16 protein-coding genes are annotated in these 20,478 nt (G+C 42.8%); 11 read left to right on the plus strand and 5 right to left on the minus strand.

Annotated elements, in window-relative coordinates; all coding sequences use genetic code 11:
* Window positions 1–7: 7 nt before the first annotated feature.
* The gene (locus M2408_RS12755; protein ID WP_259182343.1) at window positions 8–3,124 is read right to left on the minus strand and encodes a TonB-dependent receptor; all 3,117 of its coding nucleotides are present in this window, start codon (window positions 3,122–3,124) and stop codon (window positions 8–10) included.
* Between the two features lie 420 nt (window positions 3,125–3,544).
* A complete protein-coding gene (locus M2408_RS12760; RefSeq protein WP_259182344.1) occupies window positions 3,545–4,423 on the minus strand; it encodes an AraC family transcriptional regulator in 879 nt (292 codons plus the stop codon).
* Between the two features lie 216 nt (window positions 4,424–4,639).
* On the opposite strand from M2408_RS12760, the gene M2408_RS12765 reads away from it, so the two are divergent.
* From M2408_RS12765 to M2408_RS12815, 11 genes are all read left to right on the plus strand, one after another.
* A complete protein-coding gene (locus M2408_RS12765; protein WP_259182345.1) occupies window positions 4,640–7,609 on the plus strand; it encodes a glycoside hydrolase family 2 TIM barrel-domain containing protein in 2,970 nt (989 codons plus the stop codon).
* Between the two features lie 10 nt (window positions 7,610–7,619).
* Window positions 7,620–9,251, plus strand: coding sequence for a sodium:solute symporter family transporter (locus M2408_RS12770; RefSeq protein WP_120258653.1), 1,632 nt, complete (start codon window positions 7,620–7,622; stop codon window positions 9,249–9,251).
* A 22-nt stretch (window positions 9,252–9,273) separates the two neighbouring features.
* On the plus strand, window positions 9,274–9,981 hold the full coding sequence (locus tag M2408_RS12775) for an RraA family protein (RefSeq protein ID WP_120258652.1): 708 nt from the start codon (window positions 9,274–9,276) through the stop codon (window positions 9,979–9,981).
* On the plus strand, window positions 9,968–12,874 hold the full coding sequence (locus tag M2408_RS12780) for a glycoside hydrolase family 2 protein (RefSeq protein ID WP_259182348.1): 2,907 nt from the start codon (window positions 9,968–9,970) through the stop codon (window positions 12,872–12,874). The genes M2408_RS12775 and M2408_RS12780 overlap by 14 nt, the downstream gene beginning before the upstream one ends.
* A 12-nt stretch (window positions 12,875–12,886) precedes the next feature.
* Window positions 12,887–14,053, plus strand: a complete 1,167-nt coding sequence (locus tag M2408_RS12785) for a mandelate racemase/muconate lactonizing enzyme family protein (protein WP_259182350.1) — start codon at window positions 12,887–12,889, stop codon at window positions 14,051–14,053.
* 13 nt (window positions 14,054–14,066) lie between these two features.
* Complete coding sequence (locus tag M2408_RS12790) at window positions 14,067–14,858, plus strand: SDR family NAD(P)-dependent oxidoreductase (RefSeq protein WP_259182352.1); 792 nt, start codon at window positions 14,067–14,069, stop codon at window positions 14,856–14,858.
* A 41-nt stretch (window positions 14,859–14,899) separates the two neighbouring features.
* A complete protein-coding gene (locus tag M2408_RS12795) occupies window positions 14,900–15,766 on the plus strand; it encodes an SMP-30/gluconolactonase/LRE family protein (RefSeq protein WP_259182354.1) in 867 nt (288 codons plus the stop codon).
* Window positions 15,767–15,948: 182 nt separating this feature from the next.
* On the plus strand, window positions 15,949–16,326 hold the full coding sequence (locus tag M2408_RS12800) for a hypothetical protein (RefSeq protein ID WP_259182355.1): 378 nt from the start codon (window positions 15,949–15,951) through the stop codon (window positions 16,324–16,326).
* A gap of 196 nt (window positions 16,327–16,522) precedes the next feature.
* Complete coding sequence (locus tag M2408_RS12805; RefSeq protein ID WP_259182356.1) at window positions 16,523–17,017, plus strand: cytochrome c; 495 nt, start codon at window positions 16,523–16,525, stop codon at window positions 17,015–17,017.
* Window positions 17,018–17,034: 17 nt separating this feature from the next.
* Window positions 17,035–17,421: a hypothetical protein gene (locus M2408_RS12810; protein WP_259182358.1), complete on the plus strand. Its 387-nt coding sequence runs from the start codon at window positions 17,035–17,037 to the stop codon at window positions 17,419–17,421.
* Between the two features lie 42 nt (window positions 17,422–17,463).
* A complete protein-coding gene (locus M2408_RS12815) occupies window positions 17,464–18,330 on the plus strand; it encodes a helix-turn-helix transcriptional regulator (RefSeq protein ID WP_259182360.1) in 867 nt (288 codons plus the stop codon).
* 91 nt (window positions 18,331–18,421) lie between these two features.
* Here M2408_RS12815 and M2408_RS12820 read toward each other — a convergent pair whose 3' ends face one another.
* The 3 genes from M2408_RS12820 to arsB form a co-directional block, all read right to left on the minus strand.
* Window positions 18,422–19,048: a hypothetical protein gene (locus M2408_RS12820; RefSeq protein WP_259182361.1), complete on the minus strand. Its 627-nt coding sequence runs from the start codon at window positions 19,046–19,048 to the stop codon at window positions 18,422–18,424.
* Between the two features lie 81 nt (window positions 19,049–19,129).
* Entirely contained in the window at window positions 19,130–19,276 is a 147-nt protein-coding gene (locus M2408_RS12825) for a hypothetical protein (RefSeq protein WP_259182363.1), read from the minus strand.
* A 153-nt stretch (window positions 19,277–19,429) separates the two neighbouring features.
* Window positions 19,430–20,476 (minus strand): ACR3 family arsenite efflux transporter, encoded by a 1,047-nt coding sequence (arsB, locus tag M2408_RS12830; protein ID WP_259182364.1) that lies wholly within the window; start codon window positions 20,474–20,476, stop codon window positions 19,430–19,432.
* Window positions 20,477–20,478: the final 2 nt, after the last annotated feature.

Raw genomic sequence — 20,478 nt, forward strand, 5'->3', positions numbered from 1 at the left:
TTTTTTATTAAAATTTTAAGTTTAAACCTGCGCTGATAATCCTGACATTTGGATATTGAGCCGGAGAAGAATTTGCGAGATCGCGCTCTGGATCCAGCCCTTCAAACTTGGTAAATGTAAATGCATTCTGTGCATCAATATAGACACGTAAACCTGCAATCTTGAGTTTAGCAAGTACATCGGCAGGGAGAGAGTAGCCTATTTGGATATTTTTAATGCGTAAAAATGATGCATCTTGAAGCCAAAAGCTGTTATCTGCATAATTCTGGCTATTTGAAGCACTATATTGTACTAACCTAGGTAGTTTAGCATTCGGGTTTTCTGGTGTCCATGTATTTCCAGATTCCCATCTTTTGGCTACACCCGCCCCATTTAAGAAAGGAAAAAATAATTCACTTCCAACATAGGATTCTACATCGGAAACGCCTTGTAAATTAACACGTAGATCAATGCCTTTGTAAGCTAAATTGATGTTGGCTCCGTAGGTCCAAGTTGGAATAGGCTTACCCACAATTTGTCGGTCATAGGCATCAATGATACCATCCGGTTTTCCCTCGGGGCCACTGAAATCTTCAAATTTGATATCTCCCGGCTGGGTAGGGACTGCATTCTGTTTGGCGCTTTCATCTACTTCTTTTTGAGATTGGAATATACCGAGGGATTTCCACATATAAAAAGCGTTGATAGGCTCACCTTGAAGCAAAGCGTTACGCCCTTTCTGTGGATCCGGGATATAATCGATTTTGTTTTTCACATGAGTTAGGTTGAAACCTGCATTAATATCCAATTCTCCAATTTTGTGCTGATAATTAGCAGATAGTTCCCAGCCTTTATTGCTAACAGTCGCAAGATTACGGAAAGGAGCATTGCGAATACCAATAAAATCTGGAAGTTGTATTTGGCGTAAAATTCCTTCACGTTTATCAGTGAAGTAATCAAAAGTGACATTGAGCTTCCGTTTGAGGATTGTGGCGTCAAACCCAATATTACGTTTTGTCCCAACTTCCCATTTAATGTTTTCATCTACAATCGACATTTGCGCGATACCGGTCGCAATATTATCGTTGATCGGATAGAAGCGGGCAAAGGCTAATGTCGGTATATAGGCGTAAAGGTCACGCTGGTCATTGAATCCCATGCGATCATTTCCAGATCTACCCCATGAGCCGCGGATCTTCAGCTCATCAAAGAAGGTTTGATCTTTCATGAAATTTTCTTGTGTAACGCGCCAGCCAACGGAAAGCGACGGGAAAAATCCCCATCTATTTTTTGGTGAAAAGCGAGAAGAACCGTCATAACGTGCTATACCCTCCAATAGATACTTCTCCCGGAAGGCGTAGTTAAGCCGACCGATATAGGAGCGAAGGGCCCATCCATAGGTGGTCCCATTTGTGAGGGGAGTGGTCAGACCGGCATTAAGCTCCGATAGGGAGTTGTTGACAAATCCCATAATGGAACCAGACAGGTTGCGATATTCCTCTTCCTCTTGACTATAGATACCTGCTAAAGTGAAATCGTGGTCTTTTGCGATAGTCTTATTGTAGGTCAAACTACTAAACAACGTTTTGTAAAGCGTTTTGTCCCAACTATTGCTGGCATTGGGACCCGATGCATTCATTGTGGAAGTAGCTGTATTGGTTTTTGGGTTGTAAACTAGGGTTTTGGGAACAAATAGCTGATTGTCATTGGTCGAATAGTTTATCCCTGCTGTCACATTGAATTTAAGTCCTTCGAGAAGTTTGTAATTTAAGAATACGTTGGTATTGATATTGCCATAGGCACTGTTGTTTTTTCCTTCATTGACCATCGCCAAAGGATTTCTAAATTGTGCATTGATGGAATTTACCCAAGTAGAAGCATATTCACCTGTGGACGTATAGGTGCCATAATAAGGCAGTGTGCGATACAGCTCTGTAAATAAATTTCCTGAACCATTAAAGGACTCTTTGCGGTTTTGATATCGAACCCCCGAACGCAAACCTATATCCAATCTTTCATTGACTTTAGTATCAATATTAGTTCTTAAATTATAGAGTTTGGCATTCCCATTTTGAACAATACCGTCTTGATTGATATAACCTAATGAAACATTGAACTGTGTGTTACCTTCGCCACCAGAAATACCAAGTTGATTGGTCTGTATCATCGCATTGCGCATAATAACATCGAGCCAATCTGTATTGGGATAGATAATTGGATCTTTACCGTTCTTATATTCGTTTATCGTAACCTCACTAAAAAACTTTGGAGCTCCTTGGTTGACGAGCGCTTGGTTGTAAAGGTTCATGTAATCCACGGAATTAGTAATCATTTCCGGTAGTTTTGTTGCTGTCTGTGTACCATAAGAGGTGGAGAAGTCTATTTTTACTTTTCCTTTTGCTCCTCTTTTGGTTTGCACCAAAATGACACCATTTGCTGCTCTAGAGCCATAAATTGCTGCTGAAGCATCTTTTAAAACAGATATGGACTCAATGTCATTTGCGTTTAATGCACCAAGGGAACCCACAATTCCATCAATGATAACCAATGCATCACTCGTTCCTATTGTACCAATTCCGCGCACGCGAATGCTGGCACCATCACGACCAGGCTGGCCAGATTGCTGATTGACCCATACTCCCGGTACTTGGCCAGAGAGGGCTTGACTTGCATTTGTAATGGGCCTGTTGGAGACAGCATCACCTTTCATTACACTGACGGAACCCGTAAGTGTCGCTTTCTTTTGTGTTCCAAATCCAACAACAACGGTTTCCTCGAGCATGTGTACATCCGAATCTAAGCTTATCATCAAGCTGGAAGAATTTTTTGTTAATTGAATTTCCTTTGATAGGTAACCAATGAAACTAGCGACTAGGATGCGATTTTCAGCGGCAACAATTGTAAACTTACCACCAGCATCGGTAGTAGCTACTGTGGAAGTTCCTTTTACACTGATGTTTACCCCAGTGATGGGTTTGCCATCCGAATCAACTACTGTCCCAGAAATGGTTTTTTCCTGCAAATCCAGCGTAGCATTTGTCAAGGCGTAATGGAGCATACTTGCTTTCGTAAAAGATACATTTCCTAACAAAAGTAAGAAGGCTGTCATGCCACCTAGAAAGTCAACGTTGAGCTTTCTTTTCATGTATTAAAATTTAGTTTATAAAAAGTTTTGTAAATTTTACAGCTGAGAAGAATTACCTATTTATTTGAATATTAATATGATGTGTTTTTCTATATATAGGTGATGCTTCTATTCATTGGTCTATAGCCTTCTGTCTTTTGGGACTAGTCATGCTAACTATTTGTATTGTAAAATTAATGTGGCAGCAAATGGATAACCAACACTATTCTGTCTGTTATTGGAATTATTCTACCCGTATTTCGATTGATAATGGTAGAAAAGTAATGTTTTGAAGATGGATTACCAATGCTGATGTAAAAAAGGAAATTAGGCTATGTAGGACTAACCAGAAAAAGAAAAAACCACTTTAATGTTGATTACATAGTGGTTTAAAGGACAAGAAATAATCGGATTTTCTGTAAGAAGTGGTCAATTGAGATACTATAAATCCATTTCTTTACGAAACTCCCGTGGTGTCTTGTTCATAATGGACTTGAAGAACTTATTAAAATTCGTTAGGTTTTGATAGCCACATTCATAACAGATCTCCGAGATGCTCAATGTACGGTCCATCAGTAATTTGCAAGCATGACCAATCCGCATCTCATTGACAAATCGCGAAAAAGGCTTTTGTGTATGACGTTTAAAAAAGCGGCAGAAAGCATTTGGAGTCATATTGAGCATATCGCTGGCAACCTGTAGATTAACATCTTCTTTAAAATTGCTCATGACATAGAGGTAGACCTTATTGATGCGCTGGGTCTCCTGTTCGCTAAATGTGGGTCGATAGCCCTCAGAAGCCAGGCTTTCAAATTCATCTGTTTCCTGTAGCAATTGGATAAGGTTGAGGAATTCTATGATTTTAGGAAATCCTTCTTTATCACTGAGTTTTGCCAATAAGACCTGTGCCTTATCAAGTGTTTCACCATAAAAACGAAGTCCACGTTGCGCCTTGCGGATAAATTGCTGCATGGCCTGGATGGTTTGATGTTCGTCGGTCAGGCGAAGTAAAAAATCTGCCGGAAAATAGACAACGATGGCGCGGGCACGCAACTGATTGCTCGGCTGCAGAAATAAGTCGTCGTTGCGCCAAATATGCGGGATATTGGGGCCCATCAAGACCAGGTCTCCTTGTGTAAAGGTCGCTACATTGTTGCCCACAATGCGCTTGCCGAAACTTTCCAATATCAGCACCAGTTCACAGAGCTCGTGAAAGTGCAGTGGATTGCTTAAAAATTCCTGATCGACCAATTTGACATGGATTGTCTTTTCGCTGGGTGGCGTAAGCTCTATAAATTGAGGTTTGGATAATTTGTTCATACATAGCTAAATTGGTTGCTACAAAAATACAGTATTTGTTATTATATCAAACAATATTCACTTAATAATATTTTAAATGTTACTATTTGGGTATAAATAGTTTTATTTTTTGTATAACCAGTTGTAGTATTGCGATACGAGAGCATCTATCTTTGACAAAGAATGTAACAACGTCGTATTGCGTTTGAATCGGGTGGAATTACAACCTATTATGATATGAAAAAACTAAAAAAAATGGTATTGTTGGCCTTGTGGGGGGTAATGGGGAGTTTGGCAATGGCGCAGCAGGCAGCTTATCAGTTGCCGGCCAAAGTGACTGGTCTGAAAGCTCCTGTACAATCCTTAAATGGCCAATGGAATTTCAAATTTGACCGTAGTTCGACCTGGGAAAATATTCAGGTTCCTGGGGAAGCTGTCATGCAGGGCTATGGTATTCAACACGACCAATCATTTTTTTATAGACGCAAATTTTTAGTACCCAGTCAGTATAAGGGCAAAAAGACGATTATCCGTTTTGATGGTGTATATAGCTTTGCCAAACTGAGCATCAATGGTAAAGCGGTGACAAGCCATCATGGTGGATTTACACGTTGGGAAGTAGATATTACACCTTATGTGATCTTCGGAAAGCAAAATGAAATCGAGCTGGAAGTACAGGATCAACTGGATGATATTTCGTACGCATCTGGTTATGCACATCATCCGGTAGGTGGAATCTTACGGGATGTCACCTTATTTGCAACTGCTACACATCCTGTGACCGACTTTAACCTTGAAACAGCCTTTGATACGTCATATACAGACGCTCAGCTAAAATTGGATTTTGGCGGTTTTGCGGCCAAAGGAGCTACGATTAAGTATACATTGACTGATCCAAACGGCAAAAGTACTGTCTTGGATAATCCTGAAAAACCAATTGTAGATGGTGCCAACAGCCATGTGTTGCGTGTAGCTGCACCACTAAAATGGGATGCCGAACATCCAAATCTTTATCGGTTGGATGTGGAAGTGAAAGAGCAGGGGAGCGCTACGTATGCCTTTCATAAATCGGTCGGTTTCCGCGAAGTACAAGTGGTCAAAGATCAGCTTATGGTAAACGGCAAACCTGTAAAGCTACGTGGAGCCAATCGGCACGATATGCACCCGACCTTAGGACGCAGTGCTTCCGCTTATTATGATAGCCTAGACGTTCAATTGTTTAAAGAAGCAAATATCAATTTCGTTCGTACTTCGCATTATCCACCTACGGAGCGTTTCGTCGAATATTGCAACCAATACGGTATTTATGTGGAAGTAGAGACTGCGATCTGTTTTGTGGATACGTATAGACAAAAAAACTATGCCCCGGGCAACTCGCAAAATGATCCGAAAAAGACGGACCAATACTTGAGCCAATCGCGCGAGATGGTCAACACCTTTAAAAGCCATCCCGCTGTGCTATTCTGGTCCATTGGAAATGAATCAATCTATGGCGATAATTTTAAAAAAAGCCATGATTTTGTGAAACAGGCGGATCCCACAAGGCCTATCATCTGGAGTTATCCGGGCTCGCAAACCACCGAACCTAAGATTTATGAAATCCTGAGCATGCACTATCAGGACGTGTATGGTAACTTGACACAGTATGGCAAGACCACGCGTAACTTTGAGGGACATGGCATCCCAGCTTTATTTGATGAATGGGCTCATCCGGCATGTTATACGTATAAAACCTTACAGGATGATCCGAATATCCGTGAATTTTGGGGTATCTCCATGGACATGATGTGGGGTGGGTTGTTTCCGAAGCAAGGCGGGCTTGGCGGTGCAATATGGGGCTATGTGGATGAGGCATTTATGATTCCACAGCAGCTGAAGAAGGGAACTGCTTTTTGGAAGGAATTTTCCCGTACCGCCAAACCTGAAGATTTTCAGGGACAGGCGGTAGGCTACGGTGAATGGGGGATCGTCGATGTCTGGCGGCGCAAGAAACCTGAATTTTGGTCAACAAAAAAAGCGCAGTCTCCTGTATTAGTCACGTTGAAAGGAAAGATAATACCTGATTTTGCTCGCTTTCAGCCACTGGCGATCCCCGTATACAATCGATTTGATCATACTTCGCTCCAGGAAGTTAAACTGCAATACACCTATGAGGGGAAGACCTATACATTGGCATTACCCGATATTGCTCCGCATGAGAAAGGATATATTCAGCTACCGGGTTTAGCCTGGCAACAAGGGGAGCAACTGACTTTGCGCTTTGTGGATAGCAAAGGGATGCTGCTGGATAGCTACCGTTATTTCTTGGGTGAGCATCAGGTCAGAATACCTGAATCGACTCAAAATGGAGGTCTACAACTTGTTGAAGAGCCTAATCGTTACCTGATCACGGGAAGGAATTTCACCTTTCCGGTTTCAAAAACAACAGGCTTGATCGAAAATGCGCTGATCGATGGTAAAGTGGTGATCCAAAAAGGTCCTTTCTTAAATATGGACATCAACCTCAACCACCTGACCGGTGCAGAAGTACGCAAAAGTGCAAGCAAATACCTGCTCGAAGATAAAAATTGGCAATTGAACAAATTGGATGTACGCATCAAAGACAATTTGGCCCTGGTATCGATTGTGGGAAAAAATGGCAGTTTATCCATTCAGTTTGATCTGACTATCGATGGTAAAGGAGAAATGAAGACTTTATACCATACCCAGGGTGAGCCCAATGGCTACCTGCGTGAAATTGGATTAAAGTATTATCTCACCAATGAACTCGATCGTATTACCTGGAGCAGAAATGGTTATTGGAACGATTATCCCCAAGAATCATTTGCGGGTAATGAAGGAACAGCAAGCTTGTCTTATGTAGATAAGACGCCATACGGTCAAGAACCCAAACAGTCGTGGTACATGGATACGCACAACTATTACTATTGGGCCGATAAAGGAGCGCGTAGTCAGCATCCACTAACACAGCAGGCGAAGGGAATGAAAGAGAATATATACTACTACTCTATGGGTAGTGGCGCAAAGAACCTGATGCATGTGGTTTCTCCGCAAGCAGACAATGCTTGCCGTATGGATCGCCTGGAAAATGAGCAACTGGTTTTGTATGTAAACAACAAATGGGATTATCCTGAAATTGCTTGGGGCAATTATTGCAAGACCTTGGAAGCTTCACCCTGTCAGGGATCTATCACATTAAAATTCTAATGATATCGCTATGTTTGCTTGGATTGATCAAATCATTTATCTGCTGTATTTTATTGTTGTCGGCGGCTATGGCTATTACATTTATCGACGCAAACACAGTTCGGGTTCACTAACGCACGACTATTTTCTGGCGGAAGGTTCCTTAAGCTGGTGGGCAATCGGGGCTTCTATTATTGCTTCGAATATCTCTGCAGAGCAATTTATAGGGATGTCGGGGTCGGGTTTTGCACTGGGACTGGCCATTGCATCCTATGAATGGATGGCTGCTATCGGACTAATTATTGTGGCGGTCGTGTTTTTACCCATTTATCTGAAGAATAAGATTTTTACCATGCCTGGGTTTCTGCGTAAGCGTTTCGATCCACGGGTGAGTATGGTGATGGCTGTATTCTGGGTCTTGGTCTATGTCTTTGTCAATTTGACCTCGATACTTTATCTGGGTGGTTTGGCCATTCAGTCCATTGCGGGGATTCCCATGTTTGTAGCTGTTTGGCTGTTGGCGGTATTGGCCTTGATTATCGCTTTAGGCGGGATGAAGGTGATTGGTTATACTGATGTGATTCAGGTTGTGTTATTGATTATTGGTGGACTTACGACAACTTATATTGCCTTGAATCTCGTGGCGCATACAAAGGGCATGGGACATTGGCTGGACGGACTCCTTATCTTGAAAACGGAGGTGCCACAGCATTTTCATCTTTTTATCGAAAAAGGACAGATGATAAAACCCGATGGTACCGATGCTTATATGGATCTGCCCGGATGGTCGGTTCTATTGGGCGGCATGTGGGTGATCAATCTATCGTATTGGGGATGTAATCAATATATTACCCAGCGTGCACTGGGAGCCAAAAATTTAAAAACAGCCCAAAATGGGATGTTGTTTGCAGCCGTTATGAAGCTGTTTATGCCCTTGATTGTAGTGCTGCCCGGCATTGCTGCATACTATTTATACAACGAAGGTTCTAACCTAAATTTTGCGCAAGGTATGCTTGAGGGGAGTACGGTGAAGCCGGACAAAGCTTATCCGCTGCTACTCTCGATTTTACCGACGGGCTTCAAAGGATTGGCTTTTGCAGCTTTAACGGCTGCTATCGTGGCCTCACTGGCTGGAAAGGTCAATAGTATAGCAACGATTGTGTCTTTGGATATTTATAAGAATATAAAAGGCGATGCCGTGAGCGATACAGCTTTGGTGAAGCTGGGCAAAGTAACTGTACTGATCGCCTTGGTCATTGGTGCTTCCTTGGCTCCGCTATTGCAGCATCTGGATCAGGGCTTTCAGTTTATTCAGGAATTTACAGGTTTTATCACACCAGGCGTATTGGCGATTTTTCTGATGGGTATCTTTACAACGTGGACAACACCTAACGCAGCCTTTGCTGGCGCCATTGCTACATTTGCCTATTCTTTGCTCTTTAAAAATTTCTGGTTAGATGAAAGCCCCTTTATGAATCGGATTCTTGTGGTGTTTATATGTACGGTGGCAACAATGGTATTGGTGAGCCTGCTGGGCAATCGAAACTATCGTAATGATACAGTAATCGTGAATAGAACTCTTTTTGTGACCTCCAGTGGTTTCAAATTAGTGAGTTTATTCATCCTGGGCGTATTGGTAGCCCTGTATGTCTTTTTGTGGTAACATGATTTAATTTATATAAAAAATGAAAGAAAACTATCTGGTGGAATGGGCAAATGATGCGGAGCTCTTTGAGCTGATCCGTAAGGAACTTTTTACAGCTGTCATTGGGGATGTGATGGACAAAATGGGATTGTTTCATCAATTTCTACCACCGAATATAAGACCGTTAAAATCCGATCTGTTTTTAATAGGCAGAGCAATGACGGTATTGGAGGCCGATGTCTGCGGGAATGCTGAGGAGCAATCGAAAAATCCGGTGCTGTCAAAAGCATTTGGTTTTATGCTTGAAGCCTTGGATGATTTAGGCCCGGGAGAAATTTATATTTGCAGTGGCTCCTCACCAGACTATGCACTTTGGGGTGAAATTATGAGTGCAAGAGCAAAAGCATTGGGTGCGCATGGGGCGATAGTCAATGGTTACTCAAGAGACACCGTCGGGATCTTGGCGTTGGATTTTCCTTGTTTTTCCATGGGCTGTTATGCGCAGGACCAGGCACCGCGCGGAAAGGTGATAGACTGGCGCGTGCCAATCCGTTTTGGGAATGTCCTGATCAAAGATGGCGATATGTTGATCGGCGACATTGATGGAGTCTGCGTAGTTCCACGTGCACATGAACAGGAGGTTTTCGCTCGGGCATTCGAGAAAGCGAGAGCAGAAAAAGTAGTATTAAACAAAGTGATGGAAGGCATGGCTGCCAAAGAAGCATTTGAAAAATATGGAATTATGTAAGTTCAAATTATCCAAAGGAAGCTGGTTGGCCCTACTGTTGACCTGTTCCAGCTTAGGAAATCTATCTGCGCAACAAGGTGGACAATTTTTGACGCCATTGCCTGATCAATTGTCCACGACTACAACCAGTCGCATTCTTTTGAATGGACAATGGAATTTTAGAGTGGCCGACGCTAAACCCGTGGCCATTCAGGTACCGGGAGAATGGGAAATGCAAGGCCAGCATGTCGCTGCGGGTGAGACGGCAGTGTATGAACGTTCATTTGATATGCCCGACGATTGGGAAGGTAATCCGGTATATATTCGCTTTGACGGGGTCAGTTCGCATGCGCTTGTGAAAGTTAACGATCAGTTGGTTGGTGAACATGAAGGGGGATTTGTTGCTTTTCAGGTCGACCTGACCGGAAAAGTGAAGAAGGGTAAAAATAAACTGACTGTAGAAATTCAGGCAAACACCATCAGTGATATTCTCTCCTGTGTTTCTCAATATGCGGCACATACCGTGGGTGGAATTCTGCGCAAAGCGACTTTGTTTACCCTGCCTAAGGTGCATATTTCGGATGCACAGGCCGTAACAGATTTCGATTCAAAATATGTCCATGCAATGCTTAAACTTGCTGGTCTGGTGCAAAATGGCTCGAACCAGAAGCAGCAGGTCCAATTGCGCTACGTACTCCGAGATGCCGACGGCAAAACGGTGCTTCAAAAATCCTCCGACAAGATTCAGCTTGGAGTAGGGAGCCATAAACAGATCGAAAGTCTATTAGTGGTAAAAAAACCGAAGCAATGGTCGGCCGAGACACCTTACCTCTATGTGTTGGAAACGGCATTGATTGTGGATGGTAAGGCGATACAGAGCAATAAACAAAAGGTCGGATTCCGTGAAATTGAAGTCGTCAAAAATCAGCTGATGGTGAATGGTAAACCGGTCAAGTTGAGAGGGGTGAATAGGCATGCTGTACATCCATTGAACGGGAGGGCTTCAAATCCAGAAATAGATCGACAGGATGTGCTTTTATTCAAACAGGCGAATGTCAATTATATTCGCACGTCGCACTACCCTCCATCAGAGGAATTTTTGAATGCAGCAGACGAATTGGGTATGTATGTGGAGAGCGAGGCCGCTTTGAGCTGGATCCAGCATCATGCCTCACCAATCTGGCGCAAATGGGATTATAAAGACAAGCGTTTCTTGCCTGTCCTACTTGGCGCAAATATCGATAATGTGCTGAGCAACCGCAATCATCCCTCGGTATTATTTTGGTCTCTGGGCAATGAATCGCATTGGAGCCCATTATGGGCCGAGGTTAATTCGCGTGTAAAGGCCTTGGATCCAACGCGCCCGACGAGTTTCCATGATCAGACCTGGGGTGGATTTAACAATGGCGGAAGCAAAGCGGATATCGCCAATTACCACTATCCCGGTATTAACGGACCTAAGGCAACAGATACCATGACAAGACCGACTTTATTTGGTGAATACGCCCATTTGTCTACCTATAATAGACGTGAATTATTGACCGATCCTGGTATTCGTGAGGCTTATAATGCACCTTTGGTAACTTTTGTAGATTCTATCTATAAGCATTCAGCCAACTTGGGAGGTGCGATATGGAGTGGTATTGATGATACTTTTTACCTCCCAGATGGACGTATTGTGGGTTATGGGCCTTGGGGGCCAATCGATGGATGGCGCAGACCGAAACCGGAGTACTTTGGCATGAAAAAGGCTTATTCGCCCATCAAAATCGGTAAACCGGTTACTAAAGGTAGTAAAGTCGTTATCGAGATTGAAAATAGGTATGATTTTCTTTCACTTGATCAAATTAAATTTGTAGCCATTGTCGATGGAAAACAATTTCCGTTCAAAGCTGCTATCGGACCTCGTAAAGGTGGACAGGTAACCTTGCCAATTCCAAGCGGGTACAACGCATTGCAGATTATTGCAACAGATAATCAAGGCAATGAGGTCGAAAATGAGCTGTTTCAGAAAGGCCGAAAAAATCAAGAACAGTTTTTGGAGACAGCGTTACAACTGAAACAAGATTCGGCGTATATTTATGTAAAACAAGGAAATCTGGATTATACATTTAGCAGAACCTATGGTAAATTGCTTGCTGTGCGCAAAAATGGTGAACTGATTCTGACGAAGGGACCGGCCGTAGCGCTCATCGAAGCAAATGCGGAAGATGGCGGTAAGCCAAATGTTGCGGGAGAGACGTATCAAAATAACATTGCGCCATTGAAGCAGTACGAGCAGTATACTTTATTTGCGGATGCTATAGAAGCCAGTCAGACAGGAGACAGTATAAGTGTTCGCATGGACCTGCGGTATCAGAATGGCACAGGAAAACAAAAATTTGTTTTCCTTAAAAATGGTCTTTTGCGGGTGGAGTATGAAATGGTCTATCAGCATGGACAGGAAATAGATCTTTATCAGGCCGGTCTGATGCTAGAATTACCTTTATCCTACGATAAATTGGCTTGGTCACGAAAGGGATCATTTTCCACTTATCCTGCCAATCATATCGGACGCAATGAAGGCGAGGCTGTATTGCATGCCGTACCGTTGTATGAAGTGGAAGAGCATGGTAAGCCACAGGCAAAAGATTGGAAAGATGATGCCAATATATTGGGATCGAACGACTTTAGGTCGACCAAAGGAAATATTTACTGGGCTAGCTTGCGTAGCCCTGCGGCAACGGTAAAGGTGTTGTCGAATGGCCAGCAGCATGCGCGGGCCTGGAAACAGGATCAGCAGATACAATGGTTGATAGCTGATTATTCGAATAATGGCTCGGAGCCTTTTTATGGATCACCGCACAGCTACGGGCGTAAAAAGCTAAAAAAAGGCGATAAGTTAAGTGGACGGATTATTCTTAAGATAAATTAAAATAGTAGAACAATGAAGATTATAGATGTTAAAGTCTGGCTGGTTGAAGGCGTAAAATATAATTGGACTTTAGTCAAGATTTATACCGATACGGGGCATACGGGGGTAGGGGAAGCGACCAACTGGCCCGGCAGTCCCATTGTGTTTGAGGCTGCAAAGCATGTGGGGCAGCGCATTATTGGTCTGGATCCGATGAAAACAGATTTTATCTGGACCAAACTCTACCGCGATCTCAATTGGATTGGACCTTATGGTGCTAGCATGTGTGCGATTTCGGGTATTGACATGGCACTATTGGATTTGAAAGGCAAGGTGCTTGGTGTACCTTGTTATGAACTGTTGGGCGGTGCTTTCCGTAAAGAGATCCTGTTGTATGCCAACTATTGGTTTACTGGTGGTGGACATAATCCCGAAGATTATACTCGACAAGCGCAAGCGGTCAAAGAAGCTGGTTTTACAGGCTTAAAGTTTGACCCATTTGCACATACAAACTATCTGTATGGGGAAGATCTGGCGGCTAACCTAACTTTGACTGCCGAGCAGCAGGACTTGGCGTTTGAGGTGAGTAAAGCGGTTCGTGATGGAGTTGGACCCAATTTTGATATCATGATCGAAACACATGCCATGCTCAATTATCGTGTCGCTGTACAGATGGCGCAACGTCTTTCTGAACTCAATATTACCTGGTACGAGGAGCCTGCGGGCCCCGAAAATGCGGACAACCTGCGTGCTATGCGTGAACGCATACCTTCCAACGTGTCGATCTGTGTCGGAGAAAGACATTACACAAGACATGGGATTCGACCGGTATTGGAAAAAAATATCTGTGACATTATGATGCCTGATATTACGCGATGTGGTGGGCCTTCCGAAATGAAGCGTATGGCCACAATGATGGAAGCATACAATGTGTTATTGGCACCACATAACCCCAACGGACCACTTTCCACCTTGGCAAGTGCGCATGTCTGTGCTTCTGTACCGAATTTCTTCAGACAGGAATTTATGTTCAATGATGTGCCTTGGAGGGATGAAGTCATTGACCATCCGATTAAGGATATGGTGAAAAATGGGCACCTAGTCTTGAGCGAAAGACCAGGACTGGGTGTGGATTTGATTGAAGAAGAAATGCTCAAACATCCTGGGGTATTGGAACCACGACCAGGTTTTTACGTGTAAATTTTAGTAGTAGATGGCATTTACAATTGATTTAACGGACAAGGTTGTCCTGATCACAGGCGGAATTTCGGGCATTGGGCTGGGAGCGAGTCTACAATTTGCAGCGGCAGGTGCGACCGTTATAGCCTGTGCCGAACTGGCTGTCGATGATCAAGCAGTTACTTCATTTTTTGCAGCAATGGAACCTTATCGGCAGCGAACATTTTATTATGCGGCTGATGTGTCCAATGAGGCTGCTATTCAGGAATTGGCTGTGCTCCTTCAACAGGAGCATGGCCGTTTGGATGTACTGTTATCGAATGCAGGTCAGAATATGTTCAAAGGCTTGGATGAGTGTACGCTAGTAGATTGGAATCGCAATAGTAGCTTAAACCTGGCATCACATTGGTTGCTGGCACGGGCATTAAAACCATTGTTGGCCCAAGCTTCGCCGGGGGTGATTATTGTCATGGCTTCTAACCATGCTTATGCCTCCATACCAGGTTGCTTTCCTTATAACGTAAGCAAAGGGGCGCTTCTTTCACTCGTTAGGGCCATGGCTGTTGAATGGGGACCGGCGATCCGTACGGTAGGGCTCGCTCCGGGATTTATTGATACTCCTGGAAATCAAAAATGGTTCGATTCATTTCGGGACGCTGAGCAGGAGCGACAAAAAACTATCGATAGACATCCTGTTAAACGACTTGGTACAGCCGATGAGATCGGTGGTTGGTGTGTATTTCTTTCCAGTACTTACGCTTCCTTTGCGAGTGGAACTACCTATCTCATTGATGGGGGTAGAAATGCTTTAATGCAAGAAGATTAAGAAATAGGTACATCGATAGGGAAGCTTGAAGCGTAATAGCTATGGAAAGAAATGTAAAAACAGCACAGGTATTGCTAGAAACGAAAAGTCTGCTCGGTGAAGGCATTTTGTGGAATAAGCATGATCAAAGTTTGTATTGGGTGGATATCTTGCAAAAGCATATTCATCAGTATAATTTGGAGAACAACGTTTCGACTTTCTGGGAACTCCCTGGGTATGTCAGTAAGATTGTTCCTTTGGAAGAAGATGGTGGCAAATTTCTCATTGCTATGCAGGAAGGGCTGGCAATTTGGACCAAGGAAGATCAGGACTTGTCAATCGTCGCACCCTTAGACACCTGTAATGGTCAAATTCGAACCAATGACGGTGGGATTGATCCCGCTGGTAATTTTTGGATCGGAACAATGCATATGAAAGCTTTGCCAAATCAAGGAAAGCTGCTGTGCTTTCGAGATGGTATTTTGGAGACCATTATTCCTGCGGTGACTATCCCGAATGGGATCGTATGGTCTGCCAATGGCCGTTTTTTTTATTTTATCGATACCCATACACGGGAAATCCGACGGTTTACCTGGGATAAAACAGCGGGCCTCTCAAAAGCATACCATACATTGGTACGTGTGCCTGATAAACTTGGCATGCCAGATGGTATGTGCATGGGACCTGATGGCCATTTATGGGTGGCACATTGGGATGGCTATGGTGTTTATAAGTGGCACATCGAAACAGGAGAACTATTGGATAAAGTGCAAGTAAATGCACCACATGTGACTTCCTGTTGTTTTGGAGGGCCTACAGGAATGGATCTCTTTATTGCGACCGCAAGGGAAGGCTTAGATGATGCCCAACTGGAGGCATATCCCGACAGTGGAAAAGTATTTCATTTTAAGAACCTGATCTCTGAATAAAAATTGAACCTACGACTCCACTTTACCTAATCGTATGCGTACAATTAAGTTCGAAAGCACTTATCCTGAAGAATACATTTATTACCTTACTTTAAATACAATAGACTAGTAGTTTTTTGTTACTTCTAAAATTATTGCACCTCCAATGACAACAATTATTATATTTGCGATACTGTCAATTCATGAAAGCGAAACAATTTATATGGATCTTATTGCCATTGATGCTCCTCCAGAGCTTCTCGACGGTATGGGTATGGACTGTTTTTGAACTCAATAGAGACTATATTGCCAAAAATGAATGTATCAACCGCTTTAACGAAAAGGCTCTTTCCTGTAGAGGGCAATGTATCTTGATGAAAAAGATGCGTGAACATGAAGAAAAAGAGCAGAAGAAACTTGAAACACGCATCATCGATGTTGTTTTTATCAACAACAGCCTGAATTTTACCTTTGACAGTTCTTCATCTGAGGGAGCTTATATTAAACTGGCTTTTGCAGAACTGAAAGAAGATTATGCTTACCGCCCCATCTTTTCTATTTTCCACCCTCCACTCGTCTAATACCTTTTAAAGAATTTATTGGATGCAATGATTGGCGTTTTATGTAAAGGGTCCGATTTGCACATATTTTCCCCCTTTGGCGCTATTGATCCAGTTGGATTAGGCTGATGGGGCTGGCTATCGAATCTCCTATCGGCTGAAGGAATAGCACATGGGAATATTATATACTGTTTTAAACAATTAGAAAAAGAGAGTAATGAAAAATAGAATCACAATAATCCTTGCCTGTTTTGGCTTTATTGTTCTGCTTGCCTGTGCGGACAATGGGGATAAGAAAAAGGTATCAACCAGCAAAGCCACTGAGCCGGCAGCGGCATCTCCAGTAACCGAAATGTTGGACTATAAAACCGAAGGACCCAAAGGAGTAGGTCCTGTTGCATCTTTGGAGCATAAACCCTTTGATGCGCAGCTCGCAAATAGGGGGGTAGAGTTATTTGTCTCCAAATGTGCCATGTGTCATGGCTTTGATCGCACCTTGGTAGGTCCGTCATTGGACGGTGTCGTCAAACGCCGTACACCGGAATGGATCATGAATATGGTGCTCGATCCGGCAACAATGCTTGAAAAAGATCCTGATGCAAAAGCACTGAGCAAGGAGTTTGGGGCACCCATGATCAGTCTGGGGTTGCAACAGGAAGATGCACGCGCAATTTTGGAGTACCTCCGCGAACGGAATAGCGCAACGAAATAAAGAAATAATCTATATCGATGAAATCCTACAAGCTGAAAGGACTGTTCTGTCTGTTGATGGCCTGGGCACTTTGCCTACAGGCAACCAATCTATTGTGGGTATTTATTGGCTTTGAATGCAATCGGGATTATATTGAGCAGCAGCTATGTGTCTATCGCTATGAACCTGCGGCTACCTGTAAGGGCTTCTGCTACCTGAGTGAGAAAATAGTGGAACAACAAGATGCCAGCGATGTGCTGATCAAAGTGAAAAGTGCTGAGATACCGCTGTTTGTGCAGCTTGTTCAAGAGCTGACCTGGCAGCAACCCTTTACCCGAATATTAAGAATAACCCATCCGCTAACGGAAGGTAACCCCTTGTGTCAGGGGATCTTTGACCGGATTTTTAAACCTCCAATCGTATAATCATTCCCTTTAAATTTTTTATTGAAGAAAAAGAATAAGATAATGGTAATACGAAAAGAAAAACTAGATTTTTTAAGACTAGAAAACATTGATTCGGCTTCCAATGGGATTGTTATTATGCCTATTGCCGAATATTTACAAGCCAAAGCTCAACAAAAGACATTGCACGCGCATTTATACTATAGTGTATTGCTGATTAAAAGTGGTGGCCTGACGATGGTGGAAGATAAAAGAATGTATGCCATGGGCAGGCATGATATGCTGAGCATCAGCGCCGATTGTGTCTGTAGCTTCCTGCATAATATACCTGTCGAAGGAAGTATCATCCTTTTTACAGAAGCCTTTTTTATGCAGGGCTACGATAAGGAGGGGACACACTACTTTAACTATTTAAAATGTAACCGGATGAACGGCTTTGTATTAACCAGTGATGACATCGAAAGATGTAGCCACCTGATGGAGCTGATGCAAACGGAATATCGTACAGCAAAATTAGACTCAAGAGAGTTGCTACACAACTACCTGCATAGTTTGCTACAGCTGTTGGGGCGTCGGATCACAAGAAATATTAACGCTGTGCGGATGGACGAAAAGGAAGAACGGATAATGACTTTCGAGACTTTGGTGGACGAAAATTATCGAGAGAAGCGATTCCCGTCTTTCTATGCCGAAAGACTGAATATGTCAGTCAATCATCTCAACCGCATTTGCCGTGAAAAAAGAGCTGCAAGTTGTGGCACATTGATCCGGAATCGGATCGTATTAGAGGCAGAACGCCTGCTCTATCATACGTTTAAAACGGTAAGGGAAATAGCCATTGAATTGGGCTTTGACAATGTACCTTATTTTATTACATTTTTTAAAGCCAAGACAGGGCTGAGCCCCGAGGAATTTAGGAAAAACCAATAGGATAGTAAGAGGGGGCAATCTCAGATTCGGCAGTAGGCTCGCATTTTGCGCATTTGCCTACTGTCCGAATCATTTTTCTTCACTTGTAATTTTATTCGACCAGTTTGATATTGGATACAAGGTAAGCTTTTCCAAAATTTTTGGGGTCATGGGTGACAGTAGCTTGAATGGATGTCCATTTAAGGGGTAAGGCAACCAAACTATAATCAGTCAATCTTTTATGATTGTATTGCCAGATTTCCTCCAGTTGATCTCCAACCTTTTTATCGGTGTAGGTGAGTTGGATCTTTGTTCCAATGTTGATGAGATACTTATCCTCTTCTTTCCAAAGTATGATTTGGGGAGGTCCAGGTATAAATGAGTGTATAAGTGAAATTTCAAAAGGATCGTTGCCTGTGTATTTCTCCTTACTGATAATTTTAATAAATTGAAGAGCGTCTGAGGGACCGCCATCCATCAGTTCAGGACCATTGTAAGCGACCATCTTGGCCTTTATCTTATAATTATATCCGGGTTCTCTATCTTTAAAATCTGAAAGAGGCAGCTCCGCTGATTCTTTTTGTGGTAATAACAGGGGGGCATCGTTAATAGCACCATAATGGTGACTGACTAAAAGCTCGACCTCTTGTCCATCTCTTAGGTTAAAGCGACCATATCCCTTTTCTTTCGAACAGGCAGAAAAGATAAATAGGGTAACTAGTAGGCAAATGTACTTCATGGTTTAATATAATGGTTTGTAAAATGATGTTGTTAAATCTTTCAGATAGAACGATTTGACCGTACTTAATGCTACAGCAAATTAATTTTTATCGATGTAATGGCGAATTTCGCCTTTGAATAATTTGTGCTGGATACTATAGACCCTGTGATCACTTGTTCGCCGCAAAATATAGCGGTCAATATTTTCCACTTTATCCGCATTGATCGGATAAAGTGTAGGGCCCATAATTTCCCTTTTTATAAAGCTTTCCTCATTTCTTAGCAAGTGATTTTTTATGTACTGTATTCGAGCGGCTGAACGGATAGAAAAGAAAGGGGATATTGTAAACAAAAAGCCATGTCAAAAAACATGGCTTCGGGATTTATTATAAGTCTATACTTAAGTAGCAAGTTCTTTTACAACGTATTTTTTTCGGAACCAAAATGCAAGGTTGACCAGTGCTATCAATGCGGGGACCTCGACCAGTGGACCAATCACTCCGACAAAAGCCTGCCCACTATTGATGCCGAATACGCCAATTGCGACCGCAATGGCCAATTCAAAATTATTGCCTGCAGCCGTAAAAGCAATGGCTGTACTTTGTGAGTAATCGGCACCGACCCTTTTGCCAGCAAAAAAACTGATTATGAACATCAGCGCAAAATAAATTAGCAATGGGACCGCTATTCGCAATACATCCATAGGCAACTGTAAGATCATTTCACCTTTGAGGCTGAACATCACAACAATGGTAAAAAGCAACGCTATCAAAGTAATTGGAGAGATCAAGGGGATAAAACGGTTATGAAACCAATTTTCACCTTTTAAGGCGATCAGCCCATATCTGCTCAGAACTCCAGCGAGGAAGGGTATTCCTAGGTAAATAGCGACGCTTTTTGCGATTTCAGCAATGGAAATGTTCACGGAAAGTCCTGTCACACCAAAAAGTGGAGGTAACACAGTGATAAAAACGTAGGCATATAAACTATAGAGTAAGACCTGGAAGATACTGTTCAACGCAATTAATCCTGCGGCATATTCTCTATTACCATTTGCGAGTTCATTCCATACGACAACCATTGCAATACAGCGAGCAAGTCCGATTAGGATCAATCCGGCCATATATTCAGGATATCCGTTCAGAAATAAAAGTGCCAATACAAACATTAATACTGGTCCTATGATCCAGTTCAGAACCAGGGAGGTGCCGAGAACTTTTAGGTTTCGGAAGACCTTCCCAACCTGTTCATAACGCACCTTGGCCAATGGCGGGTACATCATGAGAATCAGTCCGACAGCAAGTGGTATATTTGTTGTGCCACTGCTATAGCTATTGATCCATAGTGCAGAAGTGGGAAAAAAATTGCCCAAAGAAATACCGAAAACCATTGCCAGGAATATCCATAAGGTGAGGTAACGGTCAAGAAATTTTAACTTCGATTGCATGG

Origin of the sequence: Sphingobacterium sp. BIGb0165, from assembly GCF_024810095.1 — a bacterium.
Taxonomy (GTDB): Bacteria; Bacteroidota; Bacteroidia; order Sphingobacteriales; family Sphingobacteriaceae; genus Sphingobacterium; species Sphingobacterium detergens.

What these genes read in the sequence shown, in the direction of transcription:
- M2408_RS12755 (WP_259182343.1), bottom strand. Translation starts at nt 3,124, where the DNA reads ATGAAAAGAAAGCTCAACGTTGACTTTCTAGGTGGCATGACAGCCTTC.
- M2408_RS12760 (WP_259182344.1), bottom strand. Translation starts at nt 4,423, where the DNA reads ATGAACAAATTATCCAAACCTCAATTTATAGAGCTTACGCCACCCAGC.
- M2408_RS12765 (WP_259182345.1), top strand. Translation starts at nt 4,640, where the DNA reads ATGAAAAAACTAAAAAAAATGGTATTGTTGGCCTTGTGGGGGGTAATG.
- M2408_RS12770 (WP_120258653.1), top strand. Translation starts at nt 7,620, where the DNA reads ATGTTTGCTTGGATTGATCAAATCATTTATCTGCTGTATTTTATTGTT.
- M2408_RS12775 (WP_120258652.1), top strand. Translation starts at nt 9,274, where the DNA reads ATGAAAGAAAACTATCTGGTGGAATGGGCAAATGATGCGGAGCTCTTT.
- M2408_RS12780 (WP_259182348.1), top strand. Translation starts at nt 9,968, where the DNA reads ATGGAATTATGTAAGTTCAAATTATCCAAAGGAAGCTGGTTGGCCCTA.
- M2408_RS12785 (WP_259182350.1), top strand. Translation starts at nt 12,887, where the DNA reads ATGAAGATTATAGATGTTAAAGTCTGGCTGGTTGAAGGCGTAAAATAT.
- M2408_RS12790 (WP_259182352.1), top strand. Translation starts at nt 14,067, where the DNA reads ATGGCATTTACAATTGATTTAACGGACAAGGTTGTCCTGATCACAGGC.
- M2408_RS12795 (WP_259182354.1), top strand. Translation starts at nt 14,900, where the DNA reads ATGGAAAGAAATGTAAAAACAGCACAGGTATTGCTAGAAACGAAAAGT.
- M2408_RS12800 (WP_259182355.1), top strand. Translation starts at nt 15,949, where the DNA reads ATGAAAGCGAAACAATTTATATGGATCTTATTGCCATTGATGCTCCTC.
- M2408_RS12805 (WP_259182356.1), top strand. Translation starts at nt 16,523, where the DNA reads ATGAAAAATAGAATCACAATAATCCTTGCCTGTTTTGGCTTTATTGTT.
- M2408_RS12810 (WP_259182358.1), top strand. Translation starts at nt 17,035, where the DNA reads ATGAAATCCTACAAGCTGAAAGGACTGTTCTGTCTGTTGATGGCCTGG.
- M2408_RS12815 (WP_259182360.1), top strand. Translation starts at nt 17,464, where the DNA reads ATGGTAATACGAAAAGAAAAACTAGATTTTTTAAGACTAGAAAACATT.
- M2408_RS12820 (WP_259182361.1), bottom strand. Translation starts at nt 19,048, where the DNA reads ATGAAGTACATTTGCCTACTAGTTACCCTATTTATCTTTTCTGCCTGT.
- M2408_RS12825 (WP_259182363.1), bottom strand. Translation starts at nt 19,276, where the DNA reads ATGGGCCCTACACTTTATCCGATCAATGCGGATAAAGTGGAAAATATT.
- arsB (WP_259182364.1), bottom strand. Translation starts at nt 20,476, where the DNA reads ATGCAATCGAAGTTAAAATTTCTTGACCGTTACCTCACCTTATGGATA.